Annotated in this window: 7 protein-coding genes and 2 pseudogenes; 6 read left to right on the top strand and 3 right to left on the bottom strand. The window is 60.7% G+C overall.

The genetic code is table 11. The features are described 5' to 3' along the window. The first annotated feature begins 216 nt into the window (after window positions 1-216). From HUK73_RS17140 to HUK73_RS17165, 6 genes are all read left to right on the top strand, one after another. On the top strand, window positions 217-1,671 hold the full coding sequence (locus HUK73_RS17140) for a PLP-dependent aminotransferase family protein (RefSeq protein ID WP_176593220.1): 1,455 nt from the start codon (window positions 217-219) through the stop codon (window positions 1,669-1,671). 653 nt (window positions 1,672-2,324) lie between these two features. After that, on the top strand, window positions 2,325-4,343 hold the full coding sequence (locus HUK73_RS17145; RefSeq protein WP_176593221.1) for a hydantoinase/oxoprolinase family protein: 2,019 nt from the start codon (window positions 2,325-2,327) through the stop codon (window positions 4,341-4,343). A gap of 18 nt (window positions 4,344-4,361) precedes the next feature. Then, window positions 4,362-6,149 carry a hydantoinase B/oxoprolinase family protein gene (locus HUK73_RS17150; protein WP_176593222.1) on the top strand — a complete coding sequence of 596 codons (1,788 nt, stop codon included), beginning with the start codon at window positions 4,362-4,364 and terminating at the stop codon, window positions 6,147-6,149. A 382-nt stretch (window positions 6,150-6,531) separates the two neighbouring features. Then, entirely contained in the window at window positions 6,532-8,121 is a 1,590-nt protein-coding gene (locus HUK73_RS17155; protein ID WP_176593223.1) for an AMP-binding protein, read from the top strand. A gap of 381 nt (window positions 8,122-8,502) precedes the next feature. Continuing rightward, window positions 8,503-9,696, top strand: a complete 1,194-nt coding sequence (locus HUK73_RS17160) for an aspartate aminotransferase family protein (RefSeq protein ID WP_176593224.1) — start codon at window positions 8,503-8,505, stop codon at window positions 9,694-9,696. After that, window positions 9,693-10,094, top strand: coding sequence for a hypothetical protein (locus HUK73_RS17165; RefSeq protein ID WP_255326402.1), 402 nt, complete (start codon window positions 9,693-9,695; stop codon window positions 10,092-10,094). Before HUK73_RS17160 ends, HUK73_RS17165 begins: the two co-directional genes overlap by 4 nt. Before the next feature lie 75 nt (window positions 10,095-10,169). Here the strand turns inward: HUK73_RS17165 and HUK73_RS26880 are convergent. The 3 genes and pseudogenes from HUK73_RS26880 to HUK73_RS17190 form a co-directional block, all read right to left on the bottom strand. Further along, window positions 10,170-10,505, bottom strand: a pseudogene (locus tag HUK73_RS26880) (aminotransferase class V-fold PLP-dependent enzyme); the annotation flags it as partial. Window positions 10,506-10,770: 265 nt separating this feature from the next. Further along, window positions 10,771-12,399, bottom strand: a complete 1,629-nt coding sequence (locus HUK73_RS17175) for a transposase (RefSeq protein ID WP_218036409.1) — start codon at window positions 12,397-12,399, stop codon at window positions 10,771-10,773. A 113-nt stretch (window positions 12,400-12,512) separates the two neighbouring features. Further along, a pseudogene (locus HUK73_RS17190) lies at window positions 12,513-15,296 on the bottom strand (Tn3 family transposase). Window positions 15,297-15,355: the final 59 nt, after the last annotated feature.

A 15,355-nucleotide genomic window follows, 5' to 3' on the forward strand; every position in this document is an offset into this window, starting at 1 on the left:
GGCGTCGCAGCCGCCGTCGGTGATATTGGGACAATGCCCCTTCAATATCCGGGTGGCACCGAAGCACCGTTGCGGCGCACAAGTGGTATGGAATTTTGTCCTTTGTAAGTCGCCGATTAGGGCCATTTTTGTTGACGACTATCCAAACGGCGTGCATTCTTCGTTGCTGTGGGAGGACCATGCTTCGTACCTAGGATCTTTGATGGGGCCATTTCGATGCTGCTGAAGACGGACGGAATCGGAGCGCGGTATCAGCAGATTTATCGAGCTCTTCGAGATCAAATTCTCACCGGCGTTCTTCCCGAAAAGGCGCGCCTCCCGTCTACGCGCGATCTGTCCCGAGAAGCTGGTGTCTCTCGCAATACGATTTTATTGGCATACGAGCAGTTGCTCGCCGAAGGATACATCGTAGGCGAGGTCGGAGCGGGAACATTCGTCAGCCCGCACTTGCCCGACACCCCCTTGGTCAGTTTGGTTGCCCCCGAAGAAAGCGAGAACAGCGGCCATTTCGGCTTGTCGGCCTATGCGATCCGAGCGCAAGTCATTCCGACCCCTTTGAACACGCAGCGAACCACTCGATTGGACTACAATTTCCGTTATGGATTGCCCAGCGTTGCTGATTTTCCTTTCGATCTGTGGCGGAAGTTGCTGACACGCCATGCGCGCAATTCGGCCATCGAGTCTCTGATATACGGCACGGCGGCGGGACAACCCCGGCTTCGTTCCGCTATTGCCGACTATCTCCGTCGATCGCGTGGCGTCAATTGCACCGATGAGCAAGTCGTGATCGTCAACGGGTCTCAACAGGCGCTCGACCTTATCGTTCGCGCACTGATAGACCCGAACGATATAGTCGTTGCCGAAGACCCGCACTACCCTGGTGCGAGAGAAGTCTTTCTTGCCGCCGGCGCGCGTCTCGTTCTCGGCCGTGTCGACGAGCACGGACTTTGCGTCCGCAATTTGCCGCACGCAGCGCGGCGCGCACGTCTCGCCTACGTTACGCCATCGCATCAGTTTCCAACGGGAGCGGTCATGCCACTGGCTCGGCGCCTCGAACTTCTCGCATGGGCGCGCGAGACAGGCGCCTATATCCTAGAGGACGATTACGACAGCGAGTACCGCTATGACAGTCGGCCGGTGGAAGCCGTTCAAGGCCTGGATCGACACGGGCACGTCATCTACGCAGGCACCATGTCGAAGACCTTCTTTCCCGGGCTTCGCGTGGGCTATCTCGTGCTTCCTCCCGCATTGATCGACGTCGTCAAGACTCTCAAGCATATCGCCGACAGGCACACCTCCAGCCTGCAACAAGATGCGCTTACCGACTTTATCGTCGAGGGGCATTTCGAACGGCACCTCCGGCGAGTCCGAAAGCGCAATGGGGAGCGCCGGAGTACGCTACTTCGATGCCTGACCGAGGAATTTGGCAAAGAAATCTCGGTTACGGGCGCCAACGCAGGACTTCACATGCTCGTCTGGTTCGCGAACCGGCGCAACGATGAAAGCCATATGATGGTCAAGCGTGCCGAAGACGTTGGCGTCGGCATCTATCCCGTTACGCCTTACTATTCGGCTCCGCCCATCCGGGCAGGATTCGTAATGGGATATTCGGCTTTGGAAGAGCCTCAAATTATCAAAGGCGTCAAGCTCTTGGCCGGCGCATTGAAATGATAGAGCAGGGCCGAATTCGGTCCATCCTTAAGATTTCCCGGCCGCCGTCTCGCAGCTTTGTAAAGCGGGCGGCGGATCGCGCAAGCCGCGACGCGCTTCATCGGGAATGCCGCCCCTCCGCGCTCACAGTTAACGATTGCAGGTCGGCTGGCCGTGGCGGGCGCGTGGTTTGCGCCCAACGATTGGCCAATGCAACCAAATTTATAGCAGTGGCCCTATCAACTGCGCGAAAACTGGACCTTTCTCTTTATCGGCACGAGGTCAGACTGCATCACAGGTTTTGGGCAGATCAACATTATCTGCGGAGAAGCGAGTGGTACGCGGCCAGACGAACGACGATATCCGGCTCGGTCGGGATAAAATGCCGTCAATGCATGGCCGGTGCATCGGGATGCTCCACCCATCCCGATCAGCGTCATGCGGGCGGCAACCTCGCAGAAAGTGTCCTTCGCGGGCAGCGCGTCCCGTACAAGTCGCCCGCGCTTATCGAACGGCGACATCATTGTGTTTCGACGCAACAGGGGTGATTCGAGCAGAAAGTCTCACGAACTGGAACGTAACATTTTCATCAATTCGATAGGCCCCAACGCAGTCGGCTCGTCTCTCTAGACTTCCATCGACGTTGGCTGGTTTCGCAAACACGGAGGCTTAATATGTGGCGAGTTGGCGTGGACGTTGGAGGTACTTTTACAGATTTGTTCGCTTGGAATGAAGCAACGCAGGAGTACCGGACGGGAAAGGTGCTAACGACCAAAGACGACAGGTCGCGCGGAGTGATCGAGGCTGTCGAGAAGGCAGGCGTGCCCTTTGGCGAGATCAATTTCTTCATGCACGGGACGACCACCGGCACCAATTCGCTGATTGAGCGAAACTATCCCGATGCGGCATTCATAACCACCGAAGGCTTCCGCGATACCATCGAGATCGCCAGGCAACATCGTAAGTCGCTCTACGATCCCTACCAGACCAAGCCCTTGCCCCTCATCAAGCGCCGCAATCGGTTCACCCTTGCCGAACGCGTTTCAGCGAAAGGCGAAATCCGCCGGCCGCTTGAGGCCGGGGACGTCAAGAAGATCGCGCGGATCATCGCCGAGCGTGAGATGCCGGCCGTCGGCGTCGCCCTCATCAATTCTTATGCGAATCCGGTCCACGAGGAGCGCGTGCGGGACATCCTTCTGAAGGAGAATCCAAACGTTCACGTCGCGATCTCGGCGGAAACCCGACCGGTTTTCCGAGAGCACGCCCGCTTCGTCACGACGGCCATCCGTGCCTGCCTCATGCCGGTCATGACGACCTACTTTGACCAGCTCGTAGAAGCGCTGCGCGCCAGGGGTTTTGCCGGATCTCTGCTGATCCTCAAGAGCAATGGCGGCGCCATGGGCATTGAAAACGCGAAGAAACGCCCGGAAGAACTGATCGAATCCGGTCCCGCCGGAGGCGTCGCCTACGCATCCTACCTCTCACGTACGACCCAGATCGCGAACATCATTCATACCGACGTCGGTGGTACGAGCTTCGATGCTTCGATCGTCGAGCACGGGCAAGGGCTGATCACGCGGAACTACGAGATCGAATGGGAAACTCCGGTCAGCGTTCCGATGCTCGACATCCACAGTGTCGGCGCCGGCGGCGGTTCGATCGGTTGGGTCGACGAAGGCGGTTCGCTCCGCGTGGGGCCGGCGAGTGCGGGCTCCGAACCGGGGCCTGCCTGCTACGGACGCGGCGGAACGACGCCGACCATCACCGACGCCAATCTGATCCTGGGCCGTCTGCATCCTTCGCTGAGCGACAAGTTCACGCTGGATGTGGAGGCCGCGGAACGGGCGATCGATTCGGTTGCTGACCAGGTCGGCATGTCGCGGCTCGAGGTCGCCGAAGGCATGATCCGCATCAACTGCGAAAAGATGGGGCAGGCATTAAAAGGCGTCGTCGTTGCGCGAGCCCGGGACCCGAGAGACTTCACTCTCGCGAGCTTCGGCGGCGCAGGTCCGATGCACGCCTGTTTCGTCGCCCGCGCCATGAACATTCCCAAGGTCATCATCCCGGCGCAAGCCGGCGTGGCTTCGGCGCTGGGTGCAACCGCCATGAACCTGCGGCACGACCTGGAGGCGTTCATCTACGCGACGATCGAAGAGATCGATCTCGAACATCTCAACCAGATACTCAGCGATCTCGACACGAAAGCCCGCGAACGTCTCGCGGAAGATGGCATCAACGGCGAGGGGATAACGCTCAAGCGCACCGCACAAATGCGCTACGTCGGTCAGACCTACGAAGTCGACACCGATCTTCCGAACGGTGTCATCACAAAGTCGGATCTCCCGGCCATCGCGACTGCGTTTCATGCGGCCCACCAGCACGAATATGGCGTTAGCTCGACCGACTTCCAGATCGCCTTCGTGGCAGTCGGCGTCACGGCGGTGGGCGAGCTTAAGCAGCCGCCGGAGTTCAACTTCACCAAACCGAAGCCGGACGCCAATCCGGGCGCCCGTGCGGTCTACTTCGACGGCAAGTGGGTCGATACTGCGATCTATAGTTGGCGCGACCTTGCACCTTCATCTAAAGTCGAAGGTCCGGCGGTCGTCGAATACAGCGACTCGATCGCAATCGTACCCCCTCTTTGCGAGGGACTTGTTGACGCTTGTGGCAACCTGATCATTTCGATCAATTAAGATGTACCGGAGGTAATTATGACGGTTCAGTACGCAAGCGGCCAGATAGTCGCGAGCAAGGAAATCGACCTCGTGACATTCGAGGTGCTGCGCAACATGTTCGAATACGCCTGCTCGCGTATGACGACCGTGCTTCAGAGGACGTCCTTTTCGTCGATCCTCGCGGATATGATGGACTTCTCCAACGCAATCTATGATCCTGAGCTGCGGCTGCTGGCCCAGGCGGCCAACTGCCCGGTCCATCTTGCGGCGATGCAATACAGCGCCGATGCCTCGATGAAGCGCTTTCCGATTGAGACGCTCAAGCCGGGCGACATCATCGCGCTCAACGACCCGTATTGCGGCGGAACGCATATCAACGACGTCAATTTCACGATGCCCATCTTCTACGAGGATGAGCTGATCGGGTTCGCCGGCAGCCGCGGGCACTGGATGGACCTGGGCGGCGGCGCGGCGGGTGGACAATCGTTCAGCACGCACGTCGCGGCCGAAGGTCTGCGCCTCCCGCCGATCAAGATCTACGAGAACTACCAGGTCAACGAGGACTTCCTCGCGATCATCATGAACAACACCCGCACGCCGCACTTCATCAAGGGCGACCTGCAGGCCCATCTCGGCGCCTTGAAGGCGGCGGAAAGCGAGCTGCAACGGGCCGCCGCCCGCTACGGCACCAAGACCCTCAAGGCGGCGATGCGCGAACTGATCAGCTACACGGAGCGGATCACCCGCAAGGCGATCGAGGACATTCCGGACGGCGTCTACGAAGCCGAGGATTTCGCGGATACCGATGGCTTCTCCGACGATCCGGTCAAGGTCAAGGTCACGCTCACCGTCAAGGACTCCGACATCACGGTCGATTTCGCGGGGTCCGATCCAATCTGCAAAGGCGCGATCAACTCGCCCTTCGCCAACACCGCGTCTGCCGCATTCTACTCGGTGCAGTTCTTCCTCGCACCGCATGCCGCGTCGAATGCCGGCATGTTCGCGCCGATCAAAATCGTCCTGCCCGACGATTGCTGGCTCAACGCCAAATGGCCGGCACCGACGATCGGTTGTACGACCCTTACTTCGTCAAAGATCACGAGTGCCGTCTGGCAGGCTCTGGCCAAGGCGATTCCGGACCGCGTGACCGGATCAACTTGCTCCGAGTGCAACTGGTTCGTGGCTTCCGTGGTGGATCCGCAGGGGCGCTCGGACGTGTTCTCCGACCTGCCAGCCGGAGGTTGGGGTGGTACTCCGTTCAACGACGGCATGAACGTCACGATGGATCCACTCGGAAACTGCATGAACTTGCCGGCAGAGGCGGCCGAACTGCTATTTCCGATCGAATACGAGGCGTTCGAGTTGCGGCAGGATTCGGCTGGCGCGGGAAAAAACCGTGGAGGCCTGGGGGCGTTCTTCAAGGTGCGCTTCCTGTGCGACGCGGAACTCAGCATGGAAACGTCGCGTACGCGAGAGGGTAGCCCAGGCGTGAACGGAGGAGGTCGCAGCGCCGTTCAGCGATCGACACAGATCGACGCCGACGGGCGCGAGCTGGTCATCGGCGGCCTGTCCCCTAACGGCGCGTGGACCAGCCCGCTACTGGCCGGCCATCCGTTCGGCTATGACCAGGCCTTCAAGTTCGAGAGCACCGGCGGAGGCGGCTGGGGCAAGGCGACCGATCGTCCCGCGGCTCGCGTTCTCGACGACGTTCTCGACGAATACGTTTCGATTGAGGCGGCGAAGGAGCTCTATGGCGTCGTGATCGATCCCAAGCGCATGACGGTCGACGAGGCCGCAACAGCGCGCCTGCGGGAGATGAGGTAAGGACGATTGCCGCGCCGACCTGTGCCGGCGCGGCAATCACTGACGAAACGGGCTGCTTGGTGGCGTTGTCAGAGCAAATGCACCAGCTGGCACCCCGGACCGAGTAATAGTTGCCGCCGACGCTCACTATGCCTCGCAGCTGATGCGGCGATCGAGATTCAGAACCGCGTCGAACTGAATTAGAGACAACAGCAGCAGCACCGGCTTTCCTCGTCGAACGCCTCATCGACGATAAGGGCCGTCGAGGCGTGAACACGAGGGTTTATCGCGGGCATTGCACAACAGCTTCAAGGTGAGCATTATGCGGACTTCGTCATCGCACGCAACTGGCCGATCTGTTTCTTACGCAGAGGCCGCCGCCACATTCGACACGTCGCGGGCTATGGCGATTCTGTCGATGGATTGTGGAGGGCATGGGAACGCGGCAGAAATCTGTAATGAACGGTTCGCCAGCGACCGGGAGCGCATTGCACTGCGGCACCGAGGCCTGTCCGGGGAGACGCGCGATTGGACTTTCGCCGATCTCAAACTCCGATCCTCACAATTTGCTCATGTTCTGGCGGACCTGGGGGTCGGTAAAGGTGACCGTGTTGCGGGCTTGCTGCCTCGCACGCCGGAACTGCTGATCACCATGCTTGCCGCCTGGAAATTGGGCGCCGTATACCAGCCGCTGTTTACCGCTTTCGGCCCCAAAGCCATTGAATACCGCTTGAAAACCGGCGAAACAAAGGTCCTCGTCACCGATACTGTTAATCGTCCCAAGCTGACCGGCCTTGCCGTCGATACGGCGATCGTAACCGTTGGTGCCGGCGAAGATGCGCAAGAGCCAGATTTTTGGGGCGCATTGAATGTAATGAGCGATGTATTCGCGCCGGTGCCCTGCGCCTTCGAAGATCCCTTTTTGCTGATGTTCACGTCAGGCACGACGGGTCTTCCGAAGCCTTTGTTCGTGCCGATTCGCGCTATTGCCGCTTTCGTCGGCTACATGCGCGATGCCGTGGGACTTCGCGAGGGCGACCGATTCTGGAACTTGGCGGACCCGGGATGGGCCTATGGTCTCTATTATGCAGTCGTCGGACCATTGGCCATGGGCATCACGACGGTGTTCCAGGAGGCCAGCTTCACTGTCGATTCCACATACGACGTGATCGCGGAATGCGGAATCACGAACCTGGCGGGATCGCCTACAGCCTATCGCTTGATGGTAGGCGACGGCCCTGAAAAGGCACATCGCGTCAAGGGCCAGCTAAAGAGGGTCAGCAGCGCTGGCGAGCCGCTGAATCCGGAGATTATCCGCTGGTTCGAGCAGCTCCTCGAAGTAGCGATATATGATCATTACGGGCAAACCGAACTTGGCATGGTCCTTTGCAATCATCATGGCTTGAAACATTCCGTACATATGGGGGCAGCAGGCTATTCGGTTCCAGGACATCGGGTTGTTGTGCTGTCGCCAGAGGGATGCGAATTAGGGCCAAACGAACCCGGAGATTTGGCTCTCGATGTGCCCAACTCTCCGCTGATGTGGTTCAAAGGCTATCACCGGCTCGAGACTCCTGCTTTTCAAGGCAGTTACTTTCTGACCGGCGACACCGCGGAAATAAATGATGATGGAAGCATATCTTTCGTTGGGAGGGCTGATGACGTCATCACAACGTCAGGCTATCGGGTTGGACCCTTCGATGTGGAAAGCGCACTGCTAGAGCATTCCGCCGTGCTGGAGTCGGCAGTAATTGGGAAACCCGACCCAGAACGTACAGAAATCATTAAGGCCTTTGTGGTCCTGAAAGCGGGCTTGAAGGCTGATGAGGCACTGTCGGAAGAATTGCGGCAACATGTGAAGGGTCGACTGTCAGCTCATGCTTATCCGCGGGAAATCGAATTCGTCGACGCTTTACCCAAAACTCCGAGCGGAAAAGTACAGCGTTTTCTCCTGCGTAGTCATGAACGGGCGAAAAGTAGCGGGCCTGCCTGATTACTCGCCGCAGGCCATGCAATAAATGCAAACTCCAAAAAGGGACGAAACATGAATGTGAAAGGCGTACCCGTGATCGTGACTGGAGCCACTTCAGGACTTGGTCACGCTTCAGCACACGCACTTGCTGCGGCTGGAGCAGGTCGACCGACGAGGAAAGTACTCGGCGGTCAACTTGGTGCCGCGTCAGGGTTGATCCCGTCCGTACCGCCCCTGTCGTTTGACCCGGGGCTCGCGACAGCATAAACGCGCGCAAATGGCGGCCCCCAAGAGTCTGCGGACTCGGGGGGGCGCCATTTGTAGTTTGCGTTTCCCGAAGCATCGCAAAAGCGGCGATGTGACGATCAGACTTTCGATTTCGAAATGCAGAGGAAATTGACGATGTCCATCACCCCGCTCATGCCCGTCTATGGAAGGTGCGAGTTCCGGCCGGTGCGCGGCGATCACTGCCACCTGATCGGCGAGGACGGCCGCCGTTATCTCGATTTCGCCGCGGGCATCGCGGTCAATGCCCTCGGCCATTCGCACGCCGGCCTGATCGGTGCGATCCAGCGCCAGGCGAGCGAGCTCATGCACGTATCGAATCTCTATGGTAGCCTGCAGGGTGAGCGCCTGGCCCAGCGGCTGGTCGACCTGACTTTCGCCGACACGGTGTTCTTCACCAATTCTGGCGCCGAAGCGGTGGAATGCGCGATCAAGACCGCGCGCTCGTACCACCAGCACGGCGGCAACGAGCACAAGTTCGAACTGATCACCTTCAACCAGGCATTCCACGGCCGAACGCTCGCTACGATCAGCGCATCGAGCCAGGAAAAGATGCACAAGGGCTTCCTGCCGCTGCTGCTGGGCTTCAAGTACGTCGAGTTCGACGATCTCGATGCGGCGAAGGCGGCGATCGGGCCCAATACCGCGGGCTTCCTGGTCGAGCCGATCCAGGGCGAAGGCGGCATCCGCGCCGCCTCCGACGCCTTCCTGCAGGGCCTGCGCGCGCTGGCGGACGAGCACGATCTGATGCTCGCGCTCGACGAGGTCCAGTGCGGCTACGGCCGTAGCGGCACCTTCTTCGCCTATGAGCAGTATGGCATCACGCCCGACATCGTCGCCACGGCTAAGGGCATCGGCGGCGGCTTCCCGCTCGGCGCCTGCCTCGCCACCGAAAAGGCGGCGCGCGGCATGGTCGTGGGCGCGCATGGTTCGACCTATGGAGGCAACCCGCTGGCCATGGCCGCCGGCGAAGCGGTGCTCGACGCTTTCTCGGCCGAGGACATCCTTGCCAACGTCTGCGACAAAGGTGCCAAGATAGCCGGCCGGCTCGAGCAATTCATCGGCAACTATCCCGAGCTGTTCGAGGAAGTCCGCGGCCGCGGGCTGCTGCTCGGCATCAAGCTCAAGGTCGAACCGCGCGGCTTCGTCGCTCATCTGCGCGACAACCACGGCCTGCTGACCGTCTCGGGCGGCAACAATACGATCCGGGTCGTACCCCCGCTCGTCATCGACGACAGCCATCTTGACGAATTCATGGAAAAGCTTTCGGCCGGCGCCGCGAGCTATGGGGCGGAGCCTGCAGGAAAATGACCCGACATTTCATCGATCTCACCGACGCGGGCGGCGATGCCGTCGCCGCGATGCTGGGCGACGCGCTCGACCGCAAGGCCACGCGCCAGGACTCTGCCGGGATTTCCTGGACCAAGGGCCGGCCCGATGCCGACGCGCCTCTCACCGGCCATGTCTTGGCGATGATCTTCGAGAAGAACTCGACGCGCACGCGCGTCTCGTTCGACATGGCGATGCGCCAACTCGGCGGCAGCGCCATCGTCATGGACGCGGGCTCCACGCAGATCGACCGCGGCGAGAGCATCGCCGATACCGCGCGCGTGCTCAGCCGCATGGTCGATGCGATCATGTGCCAACGCCGGTCGGATTCCAGGCCAGCGGGGCGGAGTAAAAGCAGGCCAGTGATGATGCAGGCATGACGTTATGAAGAGGGCCCCGATCGGGGCCCTCTTCATAACGTTGTCGTCGACGATCAGGGGGTAGTGATCTCGCCAGTGTTCGAGATTAATCCGTCCGGAGGGCTCAACGGAGATGTGCTCGACGTTGAAACCATGTGAGGCGAGCCACGCGGCTGGCTCGAGAACTGCTTTGTGTTCGACAGCGGAGATAAGAATTGTTCGCCGTGCAGGCTGACGATCGCCCTGGCTGTTCGCGACACCGAGGATCGCGAGATTATTGGCTTCCGTGGCCCCCGAGGTGAAAAGAATCTCGGGCGCGGCTTCCCCGATCAGCGCGGCTACAGTGGCGCGTCCCTCCTCGACTAAGCGAGCTGCGCGCTCGCCGCTGCCATTCGGCGAGCCGGCATTGCCTGGCCGATCCCACTCACTCACTTCGCCAACTCGAATGGCGATCCCGGGTCGAAGACGCGCAGCTGGTTCTCGGTCTCCGATCGGTCAATGCTCGCCTGGGCGGGCTTCTGCCGCAATGTCCCGGATTATGGACCCGTCTATGCCGGCATGACGATGACGGCCAATGCGGCGGTCGAGCCCTATAAGAGGGTTTCGTAACATATGCGCAAAAAGTGAGGCTAAGCAAGCCATTGAATATGCGCGATAAATTCAGACTTTTGTGTAAGCGGGGCAAACTCCCGGGCGGTCAGGCGGGAGCGGCGCTGACGAGGTCCGGCAGCCATGGAACGGATGGCGCGCCGGGAACGGCGAAGCGATCACCGAGGAATTGGTAGAAGGAGACGCCAAGCTTGGCACAGGTTTTGATCAGGCCGAGCATGATGTCGCGAGCGATCCGTCCTTGTTCGCTAACGGTGCCACCGGAAATTTTGCGCTTGGTGACAAAGCTGCGGATATCGTTTTCCGAACCGTTGGTATGCAACGGGATTTCGGGACGTGTCAGAACGCGCAGGAGATCGTTTTTCTGGCGGTAGAGGCGTGCCAATTGCCGATCGAGCATCACAAAGCCGGTTTTGCGGGCAAAGATCCGGTCAAAACGAACCCTGAGGGCACGGCCCCGTTTGGGATCCGGATGCTTTTGCCAGGCTTTGAGATCGGCGTAGAACCACCAGATCAACGTGCGGATGAGTTCGAGCGCTTCACGATCTTTCTTCGAGCGGGGATGGAGTTTGTGGACCAGCCTTTCTGCATGTACCCAGCACAACGCATGGTTGCTGCCGACGCGGAACTGACCGGCGCCATCGGAGACGATAGCTGTGTCGCCGAGCAGACCTTGTTCGCAAAGGGCGCCCCATAGCGCGCCTTCGGTCGCGACCTTGGTGGGATCGGGCGTGACGCTCAACTTGTCAAAGCCCAGCGCGCAAAGATGCGCCTGCCACGCCTCGGGGCTCTCAAAATGCTTGGCTTCGTGGGCTTCCAGCACGGCAATCGGTTCGGACGCGAGGTTCATCTCGCGCATTTTGGCTAGCGCTTCGTCGTTGACGACAAAATGGCTGATGCCCGCCTGAAGAAGATTGAGAAAATTGCGCCGCGATTTGGAAAAGCTGCTGCGAAACACCGCGAAGCGCCGATCCCCAAGATGGGTGACATACCCATTCTTGCGAGCATGCGGAGCGGAAGTGTCGTCGACATTGATCCATTGCGCCGTGGAAATCCCCGTGGCTAAAATCGCCCGATCTTCGGCAACCAGATCGTCGAGCCCACGGCTGAGCAGTCGTACGACCTGGCGTTTGGAAATGGCCAAACCCATCCCGTTCAACATCGAGCACAGCCGTTCGCTGGTGATCTGACCTTGGAAATGACCCGCCGTGATAAAGCGCCGTAGCTCGGGGCCAAAGCCTCCCAAAATGCCCGCCGGCAACTCTGCTGCGATCCGCTTACCATCAGGACCCCGCCAAATCTCGCGACGATAGCGGATGACGTCAACTTCAAGCCGAAGATCCTGCACCAAGACGTCTTCGTAACCCTTGAAACGTGAGCCATCAGGAACTGCCGCTTTCAGCGTCACATCCCGGCTGACGGTGAGCTTCGATTGCACCGCCCCACGCCTCCGCTTGCTCCGCTTCTTCCCCGGTGTCGGTGACGTCGACTTCTCCATCCCCGATGGCTTCGACTTGAAGCGGGGACGCGGCGGATCGCCCTTCAATCGCGCAATCTCGTCCCGTAATGCCTGGATCTCCAGCTTGTCAGCCGCCCTCTCGATCAGCAGATCCTGGTTCGTCGCTTCCAGACGGTCGCAACGCTCAACCAGCGCAGCAACAACCCGACGAATATCCTCCTCGCCTCTTGTACCGCCAATGTCGTTGCCCGAAGTCATCGGCAGTGTGAATCACGCCAAACCAACCTTGTCCAGTCCCCCTGCCCGGAAATTTGCCCCGCTTACGACTTTTGTGGCGTAACATACTGATATTGCGCAACATCCTGTTATTTTCACGTCGCTCCGGCGTTTTGGGCCCGAACGGTTGCCTGTGAGGGTCGATCGAGCAAGGCGGCGCGGTAAAGCTCGATACTGAACTGGACTGTCCCGCGCATGTTGATGTGGGCGTGTGCAATCGGCGCGATGCGCGCCAAATGCGCATGCGGGTATTTGTCAGGGCCATCGGCGATGACAGAATCGATCTTTGCGGCATTCCAGAAAATAACCAGATTGGTGAGCAGCGTCAGCCCTCCGGAAATCGCGGTCAGCTCTTCGCCGGTTCGGCCATGCGTGCCACCGATCTGGCCGTCATGGATCGCGCGTTGCAACCGGTGCACGGCCTCGCCCTGAGCCAACAGCGCATGGATGGTCCGCCGGAATTCGGCGTTGGAAAGGTAGTCGGCGAGGTAGATCGTGCGCAGCAGCTTGCCGATTGTCTCGCCGGTCTGATGGATGGCCGCGCCAGTAGCGGCGACCCCAAATCGCTCGATCGCCTAGGTAGCGGGACACCAACCATGCCGGATCGAGGCCGCTACGTGCAGGAAGCCATCATAGCCCTTGGAGATTGTCCGGGCCGACACACAAGGGCGGGCAATTGGCGCAAGGATTTCGGGCACCGCAAAGCCGCGTGGGAGATAGAGCTTGCGCTCACCCAGATCGGCCAGGCGCGGGCACAGATCAAGACCGACCGCCTTGGCGATAGCCATCGCAAAATGGGTGAACCCGTGCGTGTCGACCGCGACGCGTTCGATTTCCGGACGGTGCAGTGCACCTTCGATTGCCGCACCAGCCTGGCGGTGGTTCACCAGGATTGGGCGATCGTAGAGGATCGGCCATTGATCGAGCACGTGGGTTTAGGTCCCGATCGAAGGCGTGCGGCGGCGGGGATCGTGGCGGGCGGCCCACAGGCGCCGGCTTGTCTCGACGCTCATCATGTCGGATGACGCCGAAAGCCCGTCTCCCCACAAGTGGGCGGCGGGGAGCCGGGAGAAGGCGCCGAGGATGACATCGTTGGCAACCCTGAATCGCTTCTGCGCGACGAGCCGGCGCATCATCACCCCGGTCGCCTCGGCGCTGAACGGCGGGACCATCCGCGCCATATCGGCGGCGGTTATGTCAGAGCCGAGCGCCAGAATGGGAGCATAGACGAGGGCAAGCTCGGTTTCGCCATGGGGCGGGCGGCCGAGCAGCGTCCGTGAGAACTGGGCCCTGCTGTCGGCTTCGACCATGAGGTCTGCCATCTGGACGCTGCCAATCTGTGCAAACAGCTGGCGGCGCGACGCCGCGAGTTCGGGCGGCTCCGGGTCGACCTTGATCCGGGGCACAACGAGACGGTTGTTGGTAATGCGCAGCTCGCCCGCCTTCACCGCTTCGGCGAGCGCTTCCAGGCTGATGCCAAGCTGCGCCCTGATCCGGGACAACATGCGTTCAGGGCAGCCGGGCAGGGACAGCGAGCGTGAGAGCAGTTTGTGACTGCGGCGCCACAGCTGCGCCGGGAGCAGGCGATCTTCAGGCGAGCGATGCTCGATGCTGGCGCCGCAGGACGCCTGCCCGTTGCGTAGCGAGCGTTTGACCAGCAGCAAAGTGGCGGCGTTGAACGCGCCGAGGGCGGCCTTGCGATCCTGCGATACCAGCAAATCCCGCCAGGTCGAGCCGAAGGGATTGCCGGTGCCGGCGGCCAGTTCGCTCGGCGCTTTTGCCAATGTGCCGATCGCCGCGGAGAGGTTCGGGTTTGCCGATGTATCAAGCTCGAACTCGGCCAGGGCCGCGAGTGTCTCGGTCACCTGCCGTTCCTGCGCGGCGAGCTCTGCCCGCACCGCGGCAACCCGGCTACGGGGTACAAACAGCACGTTCCCGACGAACGGCTCAAGCATCGCCAGCGCTGCGCTGCGGAACGCATCATCACCCAGGCTTTCGTCACGGCCGAGCGCCGCCAGGTCAATTGGCAGATGCCGCAACCGGCGCAGGGCCTGCGCGTCATTGGCCTCCGCGCGTCCACGCGCCTGACGCCACAGGTCGGCGAACCGGTGATCGAGCAACGTCAGGCCCTGATCATTGAGGCGCAAGAAGGTCAGCCGCCGGAAGCAGGCCAGTGCGAGCATATTGGCAGACCCGAGCCGGCCAAGCGTTGCGGCCTTCCGAGCTGATATCGGCATCGCAAGTGCAACCAGCACCGTCTCCGTCAGCCCCAGATCAAGCTGTTGCGCACCAAGCTCCTTGAGAAACCGGATCTTGGCGAGGTGGTCTTCAATCCCCTGCGGCCTCTTCGAGCGGAGCCCGGCACGCAGCCATTCGAGGCGTGTAATACCCTCCCGATTCTCCGCCAGGCGGCCGCCCCATTCGCTGGCCGGAATGTTCGCGAGGAGCGGCGTGAAGCGGGCCTGCACCCCTGCCTCGAACTCCCGCCGGATCTCGCGCGCCGCTTCCTGATGTTCATGGAGGGTGCGCCGACGGCGATAGAGCGCCCGGATCGACGTGAGCTGCGGAGGGGTTTGCAGTTCGCCGGCGACATGCACCAGCACCGCCGAAGGGATCATTTCCACTGAATTGAGCGCCATGCCGGTCATGCGCATGTAACCAATCTGGATGGCTATCGCGAGGCGGTTCATGTCGCGGCGATGGCTCTGGATTGCCGCAGGTTCGTCGCCCACAAGCGTGAAGAAGGTGTCGATCTCCAGCGCCTCGAGCATGGCGGGAAAGTGATCCCAGCCAAGGTAGCGCTTCGCCCAGTCGCCCACGACTCGTCCTCTGCCGGCCCAATCAGCCTTCCAATCTAACCGCCGGGCATCGATTTGCATCAGCCACGCGAAAATAACAGGATATTGTTTTATATCAGCATGTTACGGCGATTCTAACT

The sequence above is a fragment of the Sphingobium sp. EM0848 genome (assembly GCF_013375555.1).
GTDB lineage: Bacteria > Pseudomonadota > Alphaproteobacteria > Sphingomonadales > Sphingomonadaceae > Sphingobium.

Coding starts and splice junctions, on each gene's coding strand:
- HUK73_RS17140 (WP_176593220.1), top strand. CDS start 217: ATGCTGCTGAAGACGGACGGAATCGGAGCGCGGTATCAGCAGATTTAT.
- HUK73_RS17145 (WP_176593221.1), top strand. CDS start 2,325: ATGTGGCGAGTTGGCGTGGACGTTGGAGGTACTTTTACAGATTTGTTC.
- HUK73_RS17150 (WP_176593222.1), top strand. CDS start 4,362: ATGACGGTTCAGTACGCAAGCGGCCAGATAGTCGCGAGCAAGGAAATC.
- HUK73_RS17155 (WP_176593223.1), top strand. CDS start 6,532: ATGGCGATTCTGTCGATGGATTGTGGAGGGCATGGGAACGCGGCAGAA.
- HUK73_RS17160 (WP_176593224.1), top strand. CDS start 8,503: ATGTCCATCACCCCGCTCATGCCCGTCTATGGAAGGTGCGAGTTCCGG.
- HUK73_RS17165 (WP_255326402.1), top strand. CDS start 9,693: ATGACCCGACATTTCATCGATCTCACCGACGCGGGCGGCGATGCCGTC.
- HUK73_RS17175 (WP_218036409.1), bottom strand. CDS start 12,399: ATGACTTCGGGCAACGACATTGGCGGTACAAGAGGCGAGGAGGATATT.